This is a genomic window from Roseburia sp. AF25-13LB (assembly GCF_003478915.1).
In the GTDB taxonomy this organism is placed as follows: Bacteria; Bacillota; Clostridia; order Lachnospirales; family Lachnospiraceae; genus Roseburia_C; species Roseburia_C amylophila.
Map to the genome: position 1 here is coordinate 268,686 of NZ_QUFO01000004.1, position 23,538 is coordinate 292,223.

Annotated in this window: 17 protein-coding genes; 2 read left to right on the forward strand and 15 right to left on the reverse strand. The window is 40.9% G+C overall.

The genetic code is table 11. The features are described 5' to 3' along the window. Nucleotides 1–2 precede the first annotated feature (2 nt). The 7 genes from DWY37_RS08220 to DWY37_RS08250 all read right to left on the reverse strand — a co-directional run bounded on the left by DWY37_RS08220 (nt 3) and on the right by DWY37_RS08250 (nt 9,797). Nucleotides 3–968 (reverse strand): substrate-binding domain-containing protein, encoded by a 966-nt coding sequence (locus DWY37_RS08220; RefSeq protein ID WP_117698236.1) that lies wholly within the window; start codon nt 966–968, stop codon nt 3–5. Further along, a complete protein-coding gene (locus tag DWY37_RS08225; RefSeq protein WP_330417583.1) occupies nt 955–2,835 on the reverse strand; it encodes a cache domain-containing sensor histidine kinase in 1,881 nt (626 codons plus the stop codon). Before DWY37_RS08225 ends, DWY37_RS08220 begins: the two co-directional genes overlap by 14 nt. A 14-nt stretch (nt 2,836–2,849) precedes the next feature. Next, nucleotides 2,850–4,448 carry a response regulator gene (locus DWY37_RS08230; RefSeq protein ID WP_117841665.1) on the reverse strand — a complete coding sequence of 533 codons (1,599 nt, stop codon included), beginning with the start codon at nt 4,446–4,448 and terminating at the stop codon, nt 2,850–2,852. Between the two features lie 167 nt (nt 4,449–4,615). After that, nucleotides 4,616–6,268 (reverse strand): galactose/methyl galactoside ABC transporter permease MglC, encoded by a 1,653-nt coding sequence (locus DWY37_RS08235; RefSeq protein ID WP_118173430.1) that lies wholly within the window; start codon nt 6,266–6,268, stop codon nt 4,616–4,618. Between the two features lie 19 nt (nt 6,269–6,287). Next, nucleotides 6,288–7,796, reverse strand: a complete 1,509-nt coding sequence (locus tag DWY37_RS08240; RefSeq protein WP_117698237.1) for a sugar ABC transporter ATP-binding protein — start codon at nt 7,794–7,796, stop codon at nt 6,288–6,290. A gap of 88 nt (nt 7,797–7,884) precedes the next feature. Continuing rightward, nucleotides 7,885–9,162, reverse strand: a complete 1,278-nt coding sequence (locus DWY37_RS08245) for a substrate-binding domain-containing protein (protein WP_117841545.1) — start codon at nt 9,160–9,162, stop codon at nt 7,885–7,887. Between the two features lie 167 nt (nt 9,163–9,329). Further along, the gene (locus tag DWY37_RS08250) at nt 9,330–9,797 is read right to left on the reverse strand and encodes a hypothetical protein (RefSeq protein WP_118057006.1); all 468 of its coding nucleotides are present in this window, start codon (nt 9,795–9,797) and stop codon (nt 9,330–9,332) included. A 158-nt stretch (nt 9,798–9,955) separates the two neighbouring features. On the opposite strand from DWY37_RS08250, the gene DWY37_RS08255 reads away from it, so the two are divergent. Further along, nucleotides 9,956–10,309 (forward strand): helix-turn-helix domain-containing protein, encoded by a 354-nt coding sequence (locus tag DWY37_RS08255; RefSeq protein WP_147403791.1) that lies wholly within the window; start codon nt 9,956–9,958, stop codon nt 10,307–10,309. A gap of 30 nt (nt 10,310–10,339) precedes the next feature. Here the strand turns inward: DWY37_RS08255 and gtfA are convergent, their stop codons facing one another. Genes gtfA through DWY37_RS08280 form a run of 5 tightly spaced genes read right to left on the reverse strand, consistent with a single transcriptional unit; the run spans nt 10,340 to nt 17,649 of the window. Then, a complete protein-coding gene (gtfA, locus tag DWY37_RS08260; RefSeq protein ID WP_118541792.1) occupies nt 10,340–11,818 on the reverse strand; it encodes a sucrose phosphorylase in 1,479 nt (492 codons plus the stop codon). After that, nucleotides 11,808–14,615, reverse strand: coding sequence for an alpha-galactosidase (locus tag DWY37_RS08265; protein ID WP_118541794.1), 2,808 nt, complete (start codon nt 14,613–14,615; stop codon nt 11,808–11,810). Before DWY37_RS08265 ends, gtfA begins: the two co-directional genes overlap by 11 nt. A 21-nt stretch (nt 14,616–14,636) precedes the next feature. Further along, nucleotides 14,637–15,479 carry a carbohydrate ABC transporter permease gene (locus DWY37_RS08270; RefSeq protein WP_330417584.1) on the reverse strand — a complete coding sequence of 281 codons (843 nt, stop codon included), beginning with the start codon at nt 15,477–15,479 and terminating at the stop codon, nt 14,637–14,639. Then, nucleotides 15,476–16,351: a carbohydrate ABC transporter permease gene (locus DWY37_RS08275; protein WP_118541796.1), complete on the reverse strand. Its 876-nt coding sequence runs from the start codon at nt 16,349–16,351 to the stop codon at nt 15,476–15,478. Before DWY37_RS08275 ends, DWY37_RS08270 begins: the two co-directional genes overlap by 4 nt. Beyond that, nucleotides 16,348–17,649, reverse strand: coding sequence for an ABC transporter substrate-binding protein (locus tag DWY37_RS08280; RefSeq protein WP_117698244.1), 1,302 nt, complete (start codon nt 17,647–17,649; stop codon nt 16,348–16,350). Before DWY37_RS08280 ends, DWY37_RS08275 begins: the two co-directional genes overlap by 4 nt. 169 nt (nt 17,650–17,818) lie before the next feature. Here DWY37_RS08280 and DWY37_RS08285 point away from each other — a divergent pair, with 169 nt between their 5' ends. After that, nucleotides 17,819–18,661, forward strand: a complete 843-nt coding sequence (locus DWY37_RS08285) for an AraC family transcriptional regulator (RefSeq protein WP_118541798.1) — start codon at nt 17,819–17,821, stop codon at nt 18,659–18,661. Nucleotides 18,662–19,312: 651 nt separating this feature from the next. Here DWY37_RS08285 and DWY37_RS08290 read toward each other — a convergent pair. From DWY37_RS08290 to DWY37_RS08300, 3 genes are read right to left on the reverse strand one after another with little or no spacing between them, the layout of a single operon-like run. Continuing rightward, a complete protein-coding gene (locus DWY37_RS08290; protein WP_117698246.1) occupies nt 19,313–19,621 on the reverse strand; it encodes a DUF6508 domain-containing protein in 309 nt (102 codons plus the stop codon). After that, entirely contained in the window at nt 19,618–20,691 is a 1,074-nt protein-coding gene (gene mcrC / locus DWY37_RS08295; RefSeq protein WP_117698247.1) for a 5-methylcytosine-specific restriction endonuclease system specificity protein McrC, read from the reverse strand. The genes DWY37_RS08290 and mcrC overlap by 4 nt, the downstream gene beginning before the upstream one ends. Beyond that, on the reverse strand, nt 20,688–23,522 hold the full coding sequence (locus tag DWY37_RS08300; protein WP_118541800.1) for an AAA family ATPase: 2,835 nt from the start codon (nt 23,520–23,522) through the stop codon (nt 20,688–20,690). Before DWY37_RS08300 ends, mcrC begins: the two co-directional genes overlap by 4 nt. Nucleotides 23,523–23,538 lie beyond the last annotated feature (16 nt).

Consider the following 23,538-nt stretch of genomic DNA (forward strand, 5'->3'; position numbering starts at 1 on the left):
TTCTACTCATATGAATACAAAAACCTTTCCAGATCTTTTGAATACAAATCTTCTTTATTGATTATTCTGACTTCTGTTTCACAACTGTTCATTTTGTAAAAGGAATGCCTTAGCTTTTTTGCAATCTCATTCATACTCTTATACCCCGTCTCATAATCATCTGGTACGACAAGACATTCTATATTCTGATTATCTAATAACACAATTGCTTTTTCACTGCTTCCAACTCCATAAATCTTTGCACCGTGATACTTATTTTCTTCTGCAGCCTCACCCACTTCTTCTAATGCCCAATTGTCCAGTATTACCAGATAATCTACCTGTTTCTTAGATGCAATAATCTCACTGGTGTTCTGGTTTCCCCTGGCATAATTGTACTCCCAGGAAATTTCACAACCACTTCCCTCCAGTCCATCTTTTAACCCTGCAATTCTGTTCACATTTTCCTCTGTCTCTGCCTTTCCAAGAATGACACCGATTTTTTTATTCTCCAGTTGTTCTTCATCATCCTGTATTAACCGCTCCGCAAGCATCTGACCAATCTTATAATTATCCGGTTTTACCGTTGCATAACCAGATGGCTCTTCTGCGTAGGTATCCTCATTAATCAGTATAAACGGTTTCTCCCCCTGCAGCCGGTTTAGCATAGTCTTTGTTTCTTTTCCCGGAGCCGGACAGATTACAAATGCATCTACATTATTCTGCAGTTGTTCATTAATCAGTTCTTCTTCATCCTCCATGCTTTCAATTAAATCTGTATTACAAATGATCAGATGCAGATTATTATTTTCCGCAGACTGTTTTAACCCATTCAGCAATGCATCCCATCTCTTATCTCCGGAATCTTCCACAATAACCGCAACTCTTTTCATAGACTCATTATCTGAAAAAATCCTGATTATAAAAAATGCAGCCAGTACAATAAGCATCAGTTCTGTGAGGATAAAGGTAATCTTATTTTTTTTCATCTTCTACCCTCTCTCTTTTTCTGTTCTGATTTTCAAGTTCTCCACGTTTTTCCTCTGAATAAGGAATTGCCGGGATATGTATTACAGCCTTTGTTCCTTCATCCGGCTCACTGTAAATTTTTAATCCATATTCTTTGCCAAACATCAGTTGTATTCTGGTATGCACATTGATAAGCCCAACTCCCGAACCATGCTTTGGAACTTTTTCACTATTTGTCAGAAGATTATCAACCACTTCCTGGCTCATGCCCATTCCATTGTCCTCTACTGACAGGAAAATATCATTCCCTTTCTGCTCACCGCGGACAATAATTTTGCCACCCTCATCTTCATCCATATTTCCTACTCCATAATAAATTGCATTTTCAAGCAATGGCTGTACTACCAGTTTTACAGTACAGCATTCCTCTACGTTTTTATCAATCAGAAATTCCACCTGAAAACGGTCTTTATAACGAATCTGCTGTATGTTCATATAACTTTTGCTATGTTGTAATTCTTCCGAAATCCTTATCACTGTCTTTCCTTTTGAAAGACTGATGCGAAGCAGTTTTGCCAGTTCCGAAATCATAAAAACAGCTTCTTCATTCTTATTTGCCTCTACCATCCAGGTGATGGATTCCAGTGTATTATAAAGAAAATGTGGATTAATCTGGCTTTGCAGTGCATCCATTTCACTTTTTCTCCGCTTATTCTGCTGCCGGATAATTTCTTCCATCAATTGTTCTATCTGCTTATATGAATTTTGGACAGAATATGCCAGATGCCTTATCTCTGAAGCACCCCCTATATATATTTCAGTCTTTTCTCCTGTTTCATAAGACTTTACGGATTCATCCAATTTCAAAATCGGTTTCGAAATCTTTCTTGCCATAATTTTATTCACAACAAAAAGCATCATCAGAAGAATAATTGCCGTGGCAATTATATAATACCGGAACTTATTAATGCTTGCCGTCTGTACCCCCTCCGGTACAACTCCTACCAGTTTCCATCCGGTATAAGATAGACTGTTCACAACTATATTACTTTTTTCCCCATTCACAGAAATCTCATATGTACCATCTGCATAACCGGCAGCCGTACTGCTATCTTCTGTAAAAAATCCCCTGTCTATTTCTGCTTTTCTTGGGTGATAAAGAATTTCCCCATCATCTGTACATAAATAATAATACGTCTCTCCCGCTGCTTCATTCAGGTTATCTAAAACCTCTTCTATCATGGAATACTTCATATCAACCAGCAATACTCCACTATCCGGAGTGTCACCATGATTCATATCCACAAGACTGCTTAAAGACACCACCCAGTTATATTGATATGTCTCATTCTCAAACAAATCCTGTATATGGGGTGTTGATATATGTATATTTTCTATCTCATCTATAGCGCTTTTATACCAGTCCTGCTCTGTTACTTTCTGATTCTTTTCTCTGGTAGCTACTGGTTCTGCTGCAATAATTTTCCCATCACTGTCATAAAGGGCCATACTCTGCAGCTTATCATTATTTACTTCATACAACAGACTGAACTGCCTGCTGAATTCCTGGTCAGAAATATCATATTCCTGTACGATATTATAATTAACAGCATTACAAATCTGTCTCATATTCCGCAATTCATTATTTACCTGATCCACTGTACTCTCTATCCGGCTTTCTGCATTGGAAATTGCGGTTTCTTTTACTGACATTTTAAAACGGCTATAAATCAGTAATCCCATAACTATTGTTGTAACAATGGTCATGGCAGAAAGAACTGTCATAAGCAGTGACTGTATATCCATCCAGGCTGAAATATTCTGCATCATATTTTGAATTGTATTCCTTTTTTCGTGCTTTTTCTTTCTGTTTTTTTTCTGATCCATACCTCTCCATGTTCCTATTCTGGTGATTTTCTGTATTTTGACGGAGATACTCCAAATTTCTTTTTAAACACATAACTGAAGTAATTTGCGTCCAGATACCCTACTTTTTCTCCAATTTCATAACTTTTATCATTGGTTTCTACAATAAGCCTGACTGCGACATCCATCCGGTAATCCGTCAGATATGTAATAAAGGATTTCCCGGTTTCTTTTTTAAATATAGTTGAAAAATACGAATTGGATACACCAAGCACTGAGCATACCGTATCCAGGGAAAAATCAGGTTCCATATAACGCTCTGCCACAACATTCTTTGCATCTGTAATCAGCCGCCTTGAAGTATTATTTCTTGCACTTTTCAACTTTTCACTAATTGCCACTGCTGCTTTTTTCATCCACTTCATCAGAGTTGCTTTATCCAGTTCCGGCACCTTTTCATAGAGATTTTCTTTTTCTTCAAAGAAATCATTAAAGTCCATAAAATTATTGGCGCAGAACCGGTAAAAAGCACCTACCATCTCCATAACTGATAAATGATACTGATTTACTGTGGCAGCACTTTTATGAAGTTTTTCCACTTCCCTCTCTACTGCTGACTCAATGTCTTTTACATTTCCAAGATAAATCGTTTTAAACAACTCATGCATTTTCGTATCTTCTGACTGTACGGCTACCGTCTGCTCCCGTGGAACTACTTCCGCAATATTTATAGCCCTTGCAGTTCCATAAAGAACCCGGTAGGATACTGCTTTTCTTGCACCTTCATAAGAATTACTGATATTCAAAAGACTATCGCAATATCTTCCAACACCGGCCGTTACAACTGCACCAATCACACGGTTCGCCCATCTGCAGAATCTATCGCAAAAATCTGTCAGTTCTGTTGCCTTATCTTCTGAATCAAGCGATACTATCAAAACTGTATTCCCAAGATACATAAATTCCTGACAGTTGAGTTCTGATGCAATCCTTTCCTTTATTTCATGCTCGACAGACATGGATAACAACAATGGATTCATTCCTTCCGGCACATGGTGCTCTGAAGTATGAAATACCACGCTGCAATAATAGGGTCCCTCCAGTGGAATCTGATAGGCAGATAAAAATTTCTCATATTCTGTCTCATTTACCCTGCCTTCAATTAACGAAACAAAAAAATTCGTCCTTAGCACCGGAAGTGCATCCTGGAAATAATTTTGCAGTTTTTTAACATTTAATTTTTCTTCTCTTTCCCTGTTTAAAGTCTCTTTCAATCTTTCCATGCAGTCAGATAATTCAACTGCATTTACCGGCTTTAACATATATTCTTCAATTTCCAGATGTACTGCCTCTTTGGCATATTCAAATTCATCAAATCCTGTAAAAATAATAATATGTATATTTGGATAATCATTATTTAACTTCTGCGCCAGTTCCAGGCCATTCATATAAGGCATTTTTATATCGGTTATCACAACATCCGGCTGTATATTTTCTACCAGTTCCAGGGCTTTCACTCCATTGGTTGCACTGCCCGACACCTCAAAGCCCAGTCCATCCCAGTCCATCTTATGTTCCATTGCCTGGATTGCTTCTATTTCATCATCAACTAAAATCACTTTATACTTTTCCATATGACGTTCCTCTTTCAGCATGTTCAGCTCTTTCTTCTCCTGCTCTTATTATATCAGACAAATGTCTTTTTCTGAATACCTGATATTGTTTAGGCCGTCCATTCATCTCTAGCGATGAGCGGGCGGCCTATGGTGATTATATGTGAATGATTCTGATTACGAATTACTTATTTTTTCTGTACATATTTCAGACAGTCAAGTGTTACTGCTGCCAAAATGATGATTCCTTCGAAAATAAACTGAAGATTTGTATCAATACCCAGAATGGTAAGGGAATATGTAAGGGATGTAAAGATAAGTACACCAGTTACAACTCCGGAAATCTTACCAATACCACCGGTAAAGGATACACCACCAACTACGCAGGCTGCAATAGCATCCATATCCCATCCTTGTCCATATGCTGCACTACCGGAACCAACCATTCTGTTACATTCCAGCCAGGAACCAAATCCATACAGGATACCTGCCAGAATAAATGCTCCTAATGTTACTTTAAATACTGATATACCGGAAACTGCTGCTGCTTCAGGATTTCCACCAACCGCATACAGATTCTTACCAAATGTTGTTTTATTCCAGATGAACCATACTACGATAACTGCAACAACAGCCCAAAGGATAATTGTCGGGAATTTTCCAATCTGCGGAATAAACATAGCCGGGATTGCAGAATCAATAGCTCCGAAGGAAACACCTTTTGTTGCATATGTTACAAGTCCGAAAATAATCAGCATGTTTGCCATGGTTGAAATAAACGGATGCATCTTGAACTTCGCCATAAAGAAGCCTGCCAGCATAGAAAATGCTGTTGTAAGTACAATACAGACTGCCAATGCAAGAATTGCTCTTGCAGCAACCGGGATACCGGTAAAGTCAAAGATATGGCCAAATACACCACCTGTATTAATTCCGTTATGCATGATGATGGTTGCTGTTACCATACCCATACCAACCATACGTCCAACAGAAAGGTCAGTACCTGTTAAAAGAATCAGTCCTGCAACACCTAATGCCAAGAACATTCTTGGTGAAGCCTGCTGCAGAATATTTAAGATGTTTGTCGTTGTCAGCAACTGTGTATTCTTTACAACCGGTGTAATAATACATAAAGCAATGAAGATTAAAATAATGACAATATACAATCCATTTTTATAAAGGAACTGTGTGGTATTAAAGGTATATTTGTAATTTTCAAATTTCTGTGCTCTCTTCTGTGCAAATGTATATCTTGACATACGGAGTAAGTCAATCAGATGATACTTATGTGCATATGCATCATGCTTTCTGTCCTTAATCTCCTGAAGTCTGGACTCATGTGCCATCTGGGCATCAAATAATTTATTCTTATAAACATACTTCTCGTCTTTTTTCTCATCTGCATCGCTGAGTCTGCTCATATTCTGCTCATGCTCTGCTTTGATGGAAGCACATATCTTTTTGTATTCTGCATTTTCAGCTTCTTTCTCAGCTTTGCAGCTATCAGCAACTTTCTGATAGTAATCATTTTTATAATGTTTTGCAAGATAACCTTCTGCATCTGCGATAAGTTTTGATACTTTGTCTTTATTCGAAGACTCTACCGCTTTTGCCTGTTCTAAGGCTTCCTTGTCCTTTGCAATCATTCTGCTCTTTTCTTCTTTTGTTAAATTCTTATTTTCCTTTACGATTGCAATGTGATTTTTTAAGCTGCGCACCTTATCTGAACCATCCTTACGAAGTTCATCAATCTGTGCCTGTATTTTTCCTACATATTCATCAATCGGCTTCAAAAGCTCTGCCTCTGCAGCGGATGAAAGAATAATACTACTGTCTGCCATATCCAATGCTCCTTCCTGATTATAAATATTTCGCACTGAGTCTTAATAACTCTTCCTGACTTGTTTCCTTAGTATTAACAATTCCGGCAAGATGTCCATTTGACATAACACCAATCCGGTTTGTGATTCCAAGGATTTCCGGCATCTCAGAGGATACAACAATGATTGTTTTTCCCTGTTTTGCCATATTGATAATTAATTCATATATTTCGTATTTGGCACCTACATCAATTCCTCTTGTAGGATCGTCCATCATAAATATATTTGGTGAGCGCTCCAGCCATTTACCAAATATTGCCTTCTGCTGATTTCCTCCGGACAAACTGGAAATCATATCATCTGGTCCCATACATTTTGTATGCATGACTTTAATTTCTTCTGCCGTCGCACGAACCATATCATCATTGGAAAGTGCGAATCCATTTTTATAATGATTCATATTGGCGATTGTAGTATTAAATGTAATATCTGCTTTCAGGAAAAGTCCATTTGCTTTTCGTTCTTCTGTAATTAAAGCAAATCCATGATCCATTGCATCTTTCGGGGATGTAAAATTCATTACTTTTCCATTATAAATTACATTTCCTGCCGCTCTGGTACGCATACCAAAAATAGTTTCCAATAGTTCCGTACGACCGGCTCCAACCAGACCATACAGTCCAAAAATTTCTCCTTCTTTAATATCAAAAGAAATATTCTGTAATTTTGGTGCATACTTAGTTGAAAGATTCTGTATAGAAAGAACCGTTTCACCAGGCTGGTTATCTACCGGTGGAAAACGGTTATCCAAAGAACGGCCAACCATTGCAGAAATCAGTTCATTCATATTGGTATCTTTACTTGCCTTTGTCATAACAAGGCTGCCATCCCGAAGAACTGATATTTCATCACAAATTTCAAAAATTTCATCCATTTTATGTGAAATATAAATCAATGAAATTCCCTGTTCTTTTAACTGCCGCATCATCTTGAAAAGTTTTGCAACCTCCGGTGCTGTCAGTGATGAAGTCGGCTCGTCTAATACGATTACTTTGGAATGATAAGAAATTGCTTTTGCAATTTCACACATCTGGCGCTGTGATACAGACATTTTTTTCATTGGCTGTGTCAGATTAACAGTAATACCAAGTTTACGGAATAAATCGGAAGTTTCCTTTCTCATTCTTCCTTCGTCAATCATTCCCAATGAATTCTTCGGATAGCGTCCTAAGAACATATTGTCAATGACACTGCGCTCCAGACACTGATTTAATTCCTGATGAACCATTGCGACACCATTTTCAAGTGCATCCTTTGGGCCAGAAAAATTAACTTCTTTTCCATCTAATATTATTGTTCCTTCGTCCTTTTGATAAGTTCCGAAGAGACATTTCATCATTGTCGATTTACCGGCACCATTTTCACCCATAAGTCCCATGATTGTTCCAGGTCTGACATTCAGATTGATATGATTCAGAACCTTATTTCTTCCGAACGATTTGCTCATGCCGTTAATCGATAAGACATATTTATTCTTATCCTCTGCCATAATTCTACTTCCTTTTCTTTGAAAAGAAGGACACCATTTTTATCTGATGCCCTTCTGTATCTATGCTGTTTTCTTCCAGGCAATAACCTTATTTTGAAAGAAGTGATGTATAAGATGATGCATTGTCTGTTTTAACCATGTTGATTGCAAATGCATCATACTCACCCGGGTTGCCAAGACGGTTTGTAATGTTAGACTCTGTCTGTCCATCACCACCGATATAATCTACTTCAAGATTCAAAAGTTTGTCATAGTTCTGAAGAAGTGGCTGATAGGTTGAGCTAAGGAAGTTATCGGAAGCATTGTAAATATCAAGCCATACCTTCTTGCTTGGGCTCTTGCTTTCATCCAGCTGATTGGATACTTTGTCATAAACCTTGGTTGAGTCTGTGAAATCCTGATAATTATCAGCTGTAACAGCTATATTTAATGCATAGTAGGATCTTTCTTCTTCACTATATCTGTAATCTTCTCCTTCTGTTAAGCAGTTTCCTGCATCATCCGGAGTACCGATACCGGTATCAATGTCTACTCCATCTAATGCATTACGAAGCACTCTTAATGTCAGGTAAGCCTGAACATCTGCATGCTGTGAAATTGTTCCGCCATATCCCTCTGCGATAGCTGCAACAGCATCACTGTTTGCATCGTATCCAAAGGTTGGTACTTTGTTATCTTTTGCCCATGCATTAAACATTGACATTCCCATACCATCATTATTAGAAACAACTACATCAATCTGGTCACCAAAAGATGCGGTCCATGTTCCGATTGCATTTCCTGCTGTAGCTGCATCCCATGTTGCACCAGCAGAGTTCTTCATCTCCTGTGAAGCAAGTTCACGAATTGTATAAGTCTTTCCATCTACATCCAGTGTTGCATCCTGAACAACTTTTGCAGAACCGTCTACGTTTGTACCAGCCGGTGTTGAATCAATTGCTCCATTTGCATCTACTCCGGTTCCAAGTGCAGAACGGACACCACGGGTACGTGCAATAGAATCGTTATGTCCGATGTCTCCGATTGCAAGTACATAACCAATTACTCCGTCTCCGTTACGGTCAATGGTCGCTGCATTTTCTTTGATATAGTCAAGAACCATCTGTCCCTGCAGTTCAGCACCCTGATTTGCATCGAAGCCTACATAATAGGTATCTTTGTTGTAATTTAATGCATCCATGTCAAGTTCTCCTGTGGAGCTGTTGGATGGCTGACGGTTAAACCAGCAAAGTGGTTTATCCTTGTTTGCTACGCTGCTGGTGCTTCCTGAGTCACCAGAGCCGCTTCCTCCGGAAGAGCCACATCCAACCATGGATAATGCAAGTGTTGCTGCCACCAATACAGTTAATAATTTTTTCCTTCTCATTCTTTTTTCCTCCTGATTTGCAATTTGTTGATTTGGTTTCTCCCAACCTGTCTCATCGACTAAATTCATTATAATCACAAACCAATCTTGAAAGAATAGAATTTTTTTGGATGAAATATCAAAATATTTTGATATTTGATAATTTTTATATATATTTTGACGAATAACTATGCGGCTGCACCATCATTCTGTTGGCATGTATGCAGGAATGCCTCTGCCAGCTGCTGGTTCTGCTGTGCCTGTTTTCTGATATGATTAACCACGAAAAAAGGCAGGAAAAATAAGGAAAGGAAACCTAAACACAATGCGATAGCACCGACTAATAAATCAATCGGAAAATACGGGACTACAAACCAGCCAAATTTTGCAATGTTCCAAGCCCATTTTGCCGCTATTCCAAAACCACCCACTTTGCTGTAACAAACACAGCCCATAACAAATCCTATCATAATAAAAATCGGATGGAATGCCAGCACCATTCCGATACCTCCACAGACCGTTCCGGCAATTGCCAGTCCCCAGATTTTCTGAATCTCATATAACTGTGTCTCCGCTTCCCGTTTTACCTGCATTGCATAACCATAATCGTTACCAAATTCTACTTCTTCATAAAGATTTCTTTTTTCTTTTGCCATAATATTTTCCTCTTTTCTCCGATGTTCCACCGGTTTTTATTATTGTTTTCACTTATATGACGGAATAATATTATGGCAGGTTTTATTTTTTTAAAATTTTTTTGACAAGTCCTTATTGCTTTCTTCCGATTACCTGCTTCCCACACTTCCTTTGTACTATGCACACAAGGCTTACCATACCGGAACGGCTGAAAGATTTGAGAGTCGCAGAAAAAAGAATGTCATTACAGGAATTGTCTGATGCTACCGGCATCCCAAGTTCCACACTCGACAACTATGAGAAAGATGAAAATGTAGATATGTCGCTTGGCAATCTACTGACGCTTGCAGACTTTTATCAAGTAAGCACCGATTATTTTCTTTGCCGAACCGAACTACGTGAACATACAAATAAGTCAGTATCCGCTCTGCATCTCAATGATGATGCAGTTCAAATACTGACTGATGAAAAATATAATCCACGGTTATTATCAGAATTACTCTCTCATGAAAGCTTCCATTATAAAGTTTAGGTTTCATGTACAATCGACAGCCCAACTTAACTATCTGCTTTCTACTATTGTATATGTTCCTGATTCAAAATTTACATATAATGTTGCAAATGCACTATTATATTCCCAGCGGATTTCCAGAGACCTCTCCCCTCCGGAGATTGCTACCTCTGCGCCTTCCGAAAATGCCTTATGGGTATTTCGCATGCGGATTAACGCAAGCTGTTTTTGAACCACATCTTTTTTCAACCCTTCCGTGATCTGATCAGTGGAAAGATTTGTCCGGTTGATTTCCTTATGTCCGGATTCTCCCGCGCGCTGCACCGCTTCATGGTCATTTTTTCCGGCAAACAGATCCAGATACCAGATCTGCGGTTTGCCCGGCATAAACATCTGGATTGCCCGCGCCAGAAGCATTTTTTCATCCGACTCTCCCAATGCACTGTAGTACGTGGCATTTACCTGATAATACAGATTCTTTTGTCCATGTAAATTTTTGACCATGCCTCCGCGGGATACAATCCGGTCAATTAACGACTGGATCTCCTCTTCAGGAAGCAACCCCTTTAAGTCCAGAAGCGGGATGCCATCGTGACAGCCGAGCATGTTGACCGTGGAGATCTTCTTTTCCACAATCTCCTTCGCCCATGCCGCAAGGTACGTTCCCCGCCGGTTCTCAATCGCATCAATGACCAGTCCCGGCAAGAAAAAGTCATAGGTTGCATAGCCTTTTTCTGCAAGTGTCTCATATATTTTTTCATCATACGCTGCGTGGATCTCCGGCAAAAGCGTAAGTCCCAAAGGTTCTGCCAGCGCATGGATCTTCTGTAAAAGTTCCCACGTTTCCGGATCATTGAGGAAGTTTTTCTTTCCCGGTGTCTTCGGCGCATAGGCAAAGGCATCCAGCCGCACAATCGCTGCGCCGTAAGAGGCTATTTTTTCCAGTGTTTCACGATAAAACTTCCACACTTTTGGTGACTGGATGTTTACATCCATCTGTCCGAGATACTGTCTGCCATGCACTTCCTGATAAAAGGTATTCCAGTACGGCACTTTTTTTCCATCCGGAAATTCCACCATCAGGATCGGCAGCCCGGGTTTGCGGAAAAACATCTGCTTCAGGCAGCTTTCATCCGGCTGGATATAGCCTTCCTTCGTCATGGTTCCATGCCCTTCCCAGAAATGGTTCCAATCGATGAAAAAATCGCGGTACGCAGAAGCCTCCCCTTTTTCCACAAGATCCCGAAACTGCGGGGACTGTGCGGAAGCATGGTTTAAAATAAAATCGAGTTTCAAATCAATTCCCATATTCTTTAACTGGTCAAGGTCTTCCCGGTCGGCAAGCTGCTCATTCAGGTCATAGTCGATCACGGAAAATCCCCGGTCGAGATCGGAATGGTACAGGCTCGGCAGAATGTAAAAAGAAGAAAATACATCCTGCAAAGCCTCAGTTTTCAGCAATGTTACGATATCTCCCAGATTTCCTCCAAGGCTGTCGGGATATGCATTGAGCATCGGTTTACTGTTCATAAACTCTTCCGTCCTTTCCCACGATTAATCCTGCATTTTTGCGCTGCACTTCAAGTTTTTCCTGTTCCAGTTCTACCACGCGGCAGATAAACGGGCTTGCGGCATTCTCATCGCGGTTTCTGCGGATGCGCCGCTCCCTGGTCTCCTCCGGGGAACTTTCCAGAAAGACGGGCAGATCCACACCATGTAAATCGTCACTGCCTCCGTGTGTCCACTCCAGAAGTAATACGGATATTCCGGAAAAATCGGTTTCTTCCGATGAAATCTCGCCATCTTCCTGTCCCATATGCCGCAATGTGATTGAATCTTTTCCCTCATGAAATGCCGCAAGCACTTCATTGATCCGGTCGAAGTCAATCTCTTTCTTTGTCCCGAGATATCCACGCAGTCCGTCTTCCCCGGCTTCTTTATACACACGCAGCCGTTCTTCATCGTTGCGTTTTGGAACCCGTCGTGGATAATCATCGCCCGAGAGCAGGTAACAGCCCCTGCCGTCATTTAAAAAATACTGCTGCAATGCCGTGGCAAGTGTTGTTTTTCCGGAACCGGAGCCACCGTAAATGCTGATGACCATGCGATTTTTGGTATTCCTCTCACACCATTTCTGTACTTTTTCGTATAATGCTCCAGCCTCTTTCAGCTCTGTAAAAACAAACTGATACGCCTCATATTCTCTGGTAAACGGCGGAAGCGGAATTCCCGCATGCATCAGTGCTGCACCGGAATACTGTCTGCCGCTCTGTTCTTCCAGATACACGGCATCCGGTTTTAACCCACGCAGGCGGACATAAACGGCTGCCTGATTTGCCTCTGCCCTAAGACGCACTGCGCTGACTAATGCATGATCCTGTTCCTCTGACACCGTCATCCATGCCGCAATTTCATCCATAAACGGATCGGACAGCCGCCAGTAGGTTCCCTCGTTAATGAGTGTTTCATACTTCTTGTATGTTTTAATCTGCTCCCGGATCTGCTGTTTTTCCTCATCGGATAAAAGCGCCGGGTTTAATTCGTAACCGAAGGTTCCAGCCATCGCCGTCACCCCTCGGGTGTGGAAATTTGTTACCCGTCCGGTCTGGTGGTTCGGCACCGCTGAAACGTGCGCCCCCATTACGGAAACCGGATAGAAAAACGACGTTCCGTACTGGATCCTTGTGCGGTTGATTGCATCGGTATTGTCACTACACCAGATCTGTGGGGAATAATAAAGCATTCCTGCGTCAAATCTGCCACCGCCACCGCTGCATCCCTCAAGCAGAAGATCCGGATACCGGCTGCACAGGCGCTCCATAAAATCATAGACACCAAGCACGTAATCATAGGAAAGATTTCCGGCATAGACATCTGCCATACTGCGGTTCATATCCCACTTGACATAATCAATTTTTCCCTGATCCAGCACGGCACAAATCTGATCAAATACACAGTCGCGCACTTCTTTTCTGGAAAAATCAAGCAGTAACTGGTTTCTCGAGCGCACCGGCTTTTTCCCCGGAATCTGAATTGCCCAGTCTGGATGTGCCCGGTAAAGGTCGCTGTCTTCATTGACCATCTCCGGCTCAATCCAAATGCCAAATTTCACCCCCTGATTATGCACACGGGTAATAAGCTCTGCCAGGCTTCCCCCCAGTTTCTTTTCATTGACCTGCCAGTCCCCAAGGGAAGAATTATCATCGTTTCTTTTCCCAAACCAGCCGTCATCCATCACTACCATATCAATTCCAAGGGAAGCAGCTTCTTTTGCCAGATCCACGATCGTATCTCCCGTAAAATCGAAATATGCTGCCTCCCAGCTGTTAATCAGCACCGGGCGCTGCATATGGACATATTTGCTGCGGCACACATGGTTGCGGATGCAGTTATGATATTGCTGCGACAGTGCAGACAATCCGTCTGCCGAATAAGACAAAATGACTTCCGGTACCGTAAAGGTTTCTCCTTCCGCAAGCGGATAGGAAAACAGTTCTTCATTTAATCCGAGAAGCAGGCGCGTCTGGTTGAACTGATCTTTTTCTGCCTCACAGGAGAAATTTCCGCTGTATACAAACAGCATTCCATAGCAGCTGCCTGCGGTCTCTGTTGTTCCTTTTTCTGCCAAAATCACTGCCGGATTATACTGATGACTGGACGTTCCCCTGCGGCTGCCAAACGCAATGGTTCCATGCCCCAGCGGCGTACGCTCCAGATTGCGCTCCATGGCATGCTTTCCATAAAACCGCAGGACATCAAAATCTCCCTGTACAAAATCCAGACAGGCTGCCGCTGCCTTTTCGATCGTAATCTGTCCAGTTCCCATATTTTTAATCTGGACGCTCCTTGTAATGACATCATTTTCTTCCAAAACACCATACAACAGATGAACTTCAACCTGTGCGTTTTCGTCTGCAAGGACAATTTCCAGTGTCTGTGCTTCCTCTTTGTCTGCCCAGACAGCCGGAAGTCCCTGTAACTGGTATTTGCCGCTTCGGATCTCATAACTTTTAAAAAGCAGATCTGCGCTTTCCACCCCTTTTTCATTTTTGATATTCAGCGCAATATTGCGGTAATCCCCAGTTCCAATGGAAGGATACTCCTGTGGCAGCGCATCCAGCGAATAGGCGCGGTCCATGCCCGCTGCATAAGGATTTCCGGAAAATCCACGGTCTGCATAGGTTAAAACATAATCCATGGGGCTGTTTGTTTTATCTCCATAGTACAGATGCAGCAGATATCCCAGTGAATCGACCTGCATCTGATAAGTTGTATGCAACGTATGCAGGTTAAATATTTTTTTATTTGGATTGTATATAATTGCCATAGAAGTCACCTCGTTTTATTTTTATCCTTTGACTGCACCGTTTGCCACACCGTTTAAAATCTGTTTCTGACAAATCACATAGAAAATAAGGATTGGAATCAGTGCCATAATATAGGAAGCAAATGCCAGATTGTAATTGGTTCCAAACTGTGTCTGGAAATTAAGCTGTGCAAGCGGCAGCGTATTCTGTCCGGTTCCAGACATGATCACAAGCGGTGTCATAACATCATTCCACGTTCCAAGAGCTGTCAGGATTGCAACTGTTGCATGCATTGGCATCATCATTGGAAAGACCACTTTCCAGTAAGTAGTCCATGTGCTTGCTCCGTCAATATCTGCCGCCTCTTCCAGCGCTATCGGAATATTTTTTAAGTACCCACTGTAAAGAAGGACGTTCATTGGCATATAAAATACCAGATACAACAGAATGACACCCGCGCGGTTTCCAAGTCCCATATGCGCCGTCTGCTTTACCAGAGGCATCATTAAGATGGAAAACGGAACAAACATTCCGCTGACAATATACAGATAGATAAATCGGAAACTTTTTCTTCTTGCCATGCCGCGTCCGATCACATAGCCTGCAATTGAGTGGATCAGGATTGCCAGTACGATTGTTACCAGTGTGATCAGTAAACTGTTTCCAAGAGAGTGCCAGAAATCGGTCACTTCCATTGCCTGACGGAAATTTTCAAAACTCCACTGTTTCGGGAAAGAAAGTGCACCCGCCACATCGTTTGTCATCTCACTCGGTTTCTTAAACGCAATGATCACTGCCATATACAGCGGGAAAAATACCGTAACCGTCCCCAAAATCAGAACCATCGTAAGTACCCAGTTTGTTTTCTGTTTTACTTTCATCATAGCTGCTCCTCCTTCTTATTCATGACTGTCATCTGGAAAAGTGAAATCGCCACGATCACAATAAAGAAAATGACTGCATTTGCACTCTGGAATCCAAACTGTCCGCCATCCATACCATTTTTATAAATCAGGTAAGAGATGGATTCGGTGCTCTGTGCCGGACCTCCCTTGGTCAATGACATGATCTGGTCGAATACCATGAGGAAATTCTTTGTGCTCAGTACCAGATTGATCGTCACAAACGGCATCACCAGTGGAAATGTTACTTTCCAGAACTGCTTCCATTTACTGGCTCCGTCAAGCATGCTCGCCTCGTAGATTTCCTCCGGTACAGTCTGCAGACCGGAAATATAGATGATGGTATTCATGGCAACTGCCTGCCATACACCAACAATCAGCACACCAATCCATGCGTATTTTTCACTTGCAAGAATACTGTTCTGTAAAAATCCAATATGGAACACATTTCCCACAGTTGGAAGAATGTAAGTAAAAATAAAACTGAAAATATAGCCGATGACAAGTCCTCCTAAAATATTCGGTACAAAATAAATACCGCGCAGTGCACTTTTAAAACGGATTGCACTGTTTAATCCAACTGCCATGATCAGACTTAGCACATTTACCAGTATCGTTCCGGCCAGTGCATATTTAAACGTAAACAAATAGCTTTTTCCCACGCGGGAATCCGTAAACAGCTCTGCATAGTTCCGGAACCCGACATAATCGTAAGTTCCGTATCCTTTATAATTGGTAAAACTGTAAATCACACCTTTGATCATTGGAAGTGTATTGAATGCAAAAAATAAGATTACAACCGGTATGATAACTGCCCAGAATGTTTTGTCCCTGTTTGACATTTTCTTTTTCATTGTGCATCCCCCTGTTCTTTCTGATAATCCTGTACTTTCCGAATCAGATCCCGGTTGTAGCGCTTCCAGTCGGAATCAAATTTTTTCAAAAACTTTTCCTGTGCATTGTCGCTTGTATCCAGCAGGAACGTCTGGATCATGGCATCCACACTCATCTCACTCGGATAATGGTGATCCTGATAATCTGCCATGCGGTTGTTTTCAATATAAGGACGCATATCCTCGAGTGTTTCCGGAATTGCAAAATCCCCGTCTTTGCAGGCAATTCCGCCCTGATCATCCAGATAAATCTGAATGGTCTCATCGTCATACAGATATTTTAAAACTTCATATGCAGCCTCTTTATTTTTGCATGATTTCATTACGGAAAACTGCAGATCAATTCCTGAATTTAATACATTGTCTGATTCCTCATCATTTGCAGGAAATGTAAAAGAGCCGATATTCATATCCGGATTGACCGATTTGATCTGCGGGATCGCATAGCTTCCAATCGGATACATGGCAGCTTCCCCGCGGGCAAATGCTGTACATGCATCGTTATAACCATATGCATACGGATTTTTTTCTGCGTAATCCAAAAGCGCACGCATCTTTTCTGCTACCGGTCCATACGTATCGGAAAATGTGGTATTTCCCATATTTACCTGATTGCAGGTATCCGAATCGGTAAGTCCGACTGCCAGCGCATTCCACGGAGCCAGACAGGTCCAGGTATCTTTAAAGCCCAGATACAGCGGAAGTGTTCCGCTCTGTTTTATTTCATCACACAGTGTGGTAAATTCCTGCCAGGTGGTCGGAACTTTCCAGCCATTTTCCTCAAACATATCTTTGTTATATAAAATTCCTGCCGCGTTTGCCGCATATGGAAGTGCATACGTGCCATCCTTTGGAATAAACTCCAGTTCCTTATCCATATCCAGATATGCCTGTTTTACGGTCTGGACTTCATCCAGATCGGAAATATCATCAAACAGATCTGCATCTAAAAAGTTGGAATAGTTGATGTCTCCTCCGATTGCGATGATATCCGGATAATCCTCCCGGATAAAACGTGTCTTTAAAATGGTCATTGCTTCGTTTGGAGATGAAATCGTCAGATGGATGTCATCATGTGTTTCATTGAACTGCTTTTCAATCTTTTCAAATGCCTTAACTGCTTCCGGTTTGTAGGAAACCACTTCGATTTCGGTTTTCCCGTCTGCCCTTTTTTCACTTCCGCATCCGGCAAGATCCGTCATACACATGCCAAGTGCGAGCACCACCGCAACACTGCGGAAAATACTTCTTTTTGCCATATTCTTCTCTCCTTTTCTTAAATATATCCGCTTACCTTTTTGATAATCTGATTATAACATACCTTTATGCATCCTTAAATACCCGTTTTTTTTAAATTTTATACCCAAATGCAATATTTTGTGCTATAATAGATACAAATATCGCATTTTGGTATATACGGAGTGTTTTATGAGTAATACATTTTTTAATATTTTTCCAAATGAAAATTTTATCGATCTGTGCATGTATCAGTTTGGATATGAACAGTGTGATCCCGGCCATTCATTCGGGCCTGCAACACGCAACCACTACCTGTTTCACTACATTCTTTCCGGAACCGGAACTCTCATGGCAGACAATGCAAACGGGGATACACAGACCTATTCCGTAAAAAGCGGACAGGGATTTATGATTTTCCCGGGGCAGATCAATACTTACATTTCCGATGAACAGCTTCCATGGGAATATGTGTGGATCGAATTTGACGGCTTACGTGTAAAAGAGGCTTTAAGTGTCACAGATTTGTGCAAAGACGCGCCCATTTATCATTCACACTCCAAAGAATTACGGGAAAAGCTTGCCGATGAAATGCTTTATATCGTCAATCATCCGCAGGAATCCTCCTTCCATCTGATTGGGCATCTGTATCTGTTTTTGGATTATCTGCTACAGTCGGCAAAATCGACAAAGCTGGTCTCCAGCGGACGCATGAGTGATTATTATATAAAAGAAGCGATCAATTATATGGAACAGAATTTTCAGAATAATATTTCGATTGAAGATATCGCTGCGGTATGCGGCATCAACCGGAGTTATTTCGGAAAAATCTTCCGCAACTCGATCGGCCGCTCCCCGCAGGAATTTCTTATGAACTACCGCATGGTAAAGGCTACGGAATTATTAAAGCTGACTTCCTTATCCATTGCAGATGTCGGCTCTGCTGTCGGATACGAAAATCAGCTTCATTTTTCCCGTGCATTTAAAAATATTTATGGTGTCTCCCCACGGGAATGGAGAAATCAGAACAAGTAACAATAGATAAGATAGATATCATTCCTATCAGTTTTAGATACCTTCTGATTGATGTCAGGTATTGTGCCCGTTCGCGGAAACATATCCGATCAAAACGGAAACATGTCCATACCTTCTGAAACCGCACATTCACAGATGCAAACAGATGCAATCTGTGGCAAAATTGACATTCATATCACGGTCTTGACCGTTGAAGTCTATGGGAACAAATCAGCATAAGGTCTTTTCTACCTATATAATGCAAGGCAATTTTACACTGCCGCTCCCTGCCACTGTCTCGACAGTTGAGACAGTGAAAGCCACTCAACTTCTACACAATTCATCCGCTCTGAGCACAAGTTGGCCATTCACTCGCAGGGAGTTGAGTTGCCGGATTTCACCGTCTCGACCTGGTATCTGATCATCATTTTATCGGTATCACATATGCCCTAGCTTCCATTAGATTTGAACTATCCGGAAATTCCGAATAGTTCATTTAAACTGATTTGCGAATTGGGTAAATACTGTTTTTCCAATTTCACCCTGTGAATAACCGCTACCAGCAGTTATCCAAAATTATCGGATAACTGACCATTCTTGTAATTATGAGCTATTCGAATTTTTCGAATGCCTGAATCCTGTTGCAGATAAATGCTATAAATAAACCTTTCCTTATTTTTCAAGCAATTTTATCATTCGCTGAACAATACGTTCAACCTGTCCGGATTCCACTCTCTGATCAAAAGCACCATTACAAAAATGATCTTCGCGCAATAGCATCGTCAACAAAGCTGAACATAAATCATAATCAGCGCATTCCAGGCGTTTTAACTCTTCGTTACAATTTATAGGTCCTGTGGTCATATAATCCCTGTAGTTTGTTTTTAGATCACCAGTCTCTTCAAGCACCTCATAGCTATTAGTAACATTTATATTTGAGAGCAACTGCCTAAACTTTATTATCTTTTCTTCGTTTGTCATTCCTTGCTCCTCTCCGGTAAATCAAAGTGTGTTTCTGCAATGGTATTCAGTTGCTTAGCAATATCCGAAAATGGCAAATTTAAGTCCAATGTTCTGACGGTAATCTGGTTACCATGCATTTGATACACGTTGTCCGGTTGAATCTCTTCTTCCGTTTTTGCATACAGCAACATCCCGGAAACCTTGTGAGCTTCATCTCCAAATTCATAATCGCGATTCTTCACATACGTGAATATCTGGTACATATTATTCGAATGGAGCGTATGTTTGTCATACTGCGTTTGAATTGTATGACTATAATATTTCGCATCAATAATCAGTACGGTATTACCTTTTTGCAGATGAATATCACTCTGCATTACCGGCAGCATCGTTCTGATTCCGTCGTCCACAGACCAAGGTATCTGAGAAGCACTGACTGACAGCTCCGGAAAATGCTTATAGTAATATTCAAGAATAAATTTCTCATACAGTCTACACATACGTTGCTCATCCACAAATGATGCAAGCCTATACTCTCCAGCATCTGTTGTGATAAGCATCCCCTCAATTATCAGCTGACAAATACTTATAAGCATCCTGTAAGTCTGATTATTTCGCTGAAATCTAATTGATGACCACCGTATAGAGGTTGGCTCAAGCGTATCAACGTCGGAAAAGAATAGCATCTTCTTTTTCAAATCATCCTTGTACTCCGCCTTAACCTTTGCATTTCGCAGTAACAGCATAACCACCGTCTTGATTATTTGATTGAGAAGATTATTCTCAGACAACTCATCGTAATCACATGTCAGTAGCTGCTTACGCGCCAGTCGATTCTTAATTGTTCCCGGCAGGTTAATCTTCCCGCGCATCACCGAGAACTCCTCCTGACGGTTTATATACTCCCGGTAGAGACCTTGTTTCAGCTGAATTCCAATCCCTCTTGCAAGAATCGCAGCCAATAGATCATACATCTCATCAAACGATTCAACTGCTACATCATCATAGTTTTCCTGATTCAATGTTTGAAAAGCGTATGACAGCATATAATATATGTTTTTGATTAGTATGCTCTTATCTCTTGTCATTGAAACACACCGTGCAAGATGTTCTCCCACCGCTGTAATTTTGAATTTTCATCAAACCAGTATTCACTGAGCATCGGTAAAATATCAAAATCAACAACGTCCTTCATCCATTCTTCTGTGCAGTCATCCGCATTACAGAAATAGCTATGCCCTATGCAGAAGCCTTTACCAAGTGACTTATCCTGATCTATTTCCTTGTTGAGTTCCTTAATACGCTCAATGAGAGTGTTGAATGTTTCATTTGCAAAGCTATTCTGATAATTGATAAATCCCTCCGAATCAAAGCCTGGTTCCATATCGAAAAAGCTGAATCTACGTCTTAATGCATAATCAATCATTGCCAGACTTCGATCTGCGGTATTCATCATTCCGATAATATGTAATCTCTTAGGAACCGAAAAGCTCAAGCCATTATATGCAAGCGTTGCTTTTTTATCTCGATAATCTGCCTCTATCAGCATCAGCAGTTCTCCGAAAATCTTGCTCATGTTTCCACGGTTGATTTCATCTATGATAAAGAAATAGTCTTTATCTGGATGGTTTGCAGCCTTCTGACAAAAGCGATAGAAAATACCATATTTTAGTTCAAATCCATTTTCCACAGGCTTATAGCCCATCATGAAATCTTCATAAGAATAATTCTGATGGAACTGAACAAATTCGATACGGTCATCATCTTTTTCACCCATCACAGAGTAGGCTAATCTTTTAGCTGCAAATGTCTTTCCAACTCCTGGTGCTCCTTGCAGAATAATGTTCTTTTTCTTTTTCAGAACCGCAGCAAGCCTATCGTATTTGGCTTCTGTCATATAGACTTCTCTTAAAAAATCTGTTTTCGTATATTCGGTATTGCCTTTCCCTGACGGAGCCGGATTTTCCTCTCGGATCATGTCTATGATAAAATCATATTCTCCGCGTGTAAGCTTAAACAAGCTGCCCTGTGTCATAGAGAAATATTCCATCTTCTCAAGCTCTGAGCATTCTTTCAACGTCGAAAAATCAATAGGAGAGGAAAGGCCTTCTACTTTCTCAAAATAGATTTTTTGCCCATCTTGCTCCGCACTAACGCGCAGAATTGCAACGATCTGCTTTACTGGTGTTGATTCATAACCAATTACCATATCGCCAGCCTTAGCGTCTAAGAAGTTCTGAAAAATCCTGCGTTTATTTCCATTATCGTTATAAAGGGTATAGTCCTGAACCTCACCAATTGGCATACTGGACATACTCCATATTTTAGGATTTGCATTTAAAAACCAGTAGCGCAAACCTGATGCATCATTCTTCAGAAGTTCTTCTTTTGTAATGTCAAAATAAGGCTTTAAGATATAGTCTTCAAAGAGCTGTGTTTCACTTTTGGGAACAACAATGCAAGTCGAGTTCTCGTTTGGCGTCCACCACTTTTTATTTCCAGAATAGGCACTTGTATCACGAGACTCCGTAATAACCGTATAACTTCTCTCATACCAGCCATCCTGCTTTTCTGGATTTTCATTTACTTCATCCGAATCAATACGTCCCAAAAGCCGTATGCTGTTTCCACGGCACAAATAGAAGAAATCGCCTTTCTTCATTGTAGCCATAAAATCTTCGCCCTGAGATACTTTTGATTTACCCTTTGCAACTGTATCCTTATGTACCACAATTACTTGTCTTTTTTCAAATGCCGCTGCCTCTACATCAGAAATACAGTCATTACCATGGCTTATCTTCCAGAAATTAGGCTCTAAATTTGCATACAAATTCACCTTAGACAAATCAACTCGTCCAAGTGCTTCTGCAAGCTCATCTCTAAGCTTCCAAACATAAGATCCTTCTTCATCCTTCTTGGCAGCCTTGCCAACATAAAGGACTGGCCACCATTTACTTTCATCGTTGTCCCGCGACATGATTGGGCAGTTTGTTTTATTTACAATCCTTCTGGCCAACGCTGATGATCCTGAATTATAGAAATTCTTACTTTCACCGTATTTTATTGCAAGCTGAGTGCAGGTAGCCTTCCCTCCATAATCAAGAATACGCTTCATTATTTCAAGGCTACTGTCTGTAAATATATCCGCATCATTAAGCAATACTTCCCAATCATCGACTGATAATGCAGGAGTATAATCTGTCGGCCACCATTCATCTGATGTCGGTGCTGATTCATCTTTATTTAGGTATCGACTTATAAAGAATCCAACATCAATCGTCAGTGTTTTTAATTCCGGATCCGGATAGCAAGTCCCCGTTATTTGTGATGCAAGCATATTTTTGAGTTCTTCATCTTGCTTCAACTCGTCACAGATTTCATTATAGAAAGCAAAAAAATTACGAATGTTATCTGCATACGCACCCTTTTTGAACGTATAATCGCTTTCCAGCTCATTGGAAACTGCCTTGATCTCTGTAAGTTTATAAATGTAATATTTATCCGGATAACGCAACCACAAATAGGTGCATATTGCATTCTCATACTGATAATGCTGTGCCGCACCATTGCCATATCTTTCAAGAAGGCTATTTGATTTCTGCTTGAAAGAGTCAATACGTTCATACACATCTTTGCCTTCATCAAAGAGCTCGATGAACATTGCTCTGACTTCTTCCTGTGCTATCTCCGCAAACTTGATAATCATTTTGGCTGGAAAGTTATTTACTGAAGCCAGCAGATTGCCCGTCTGCGATAACGCCTTTGTAAGCATTGCCGCAAAATCATCCGCATTAACATCCCAGTTCACCTGAAAGCATTTTACAGCTTCCCACTTATATTTTTCGTCCAGCCACTGTGTCTGTATAAATCGTTTCTTGTATTCAACAAGCGCTGACTTTAATCGCATTTTATTGAACATTGCAAATCACCACCTT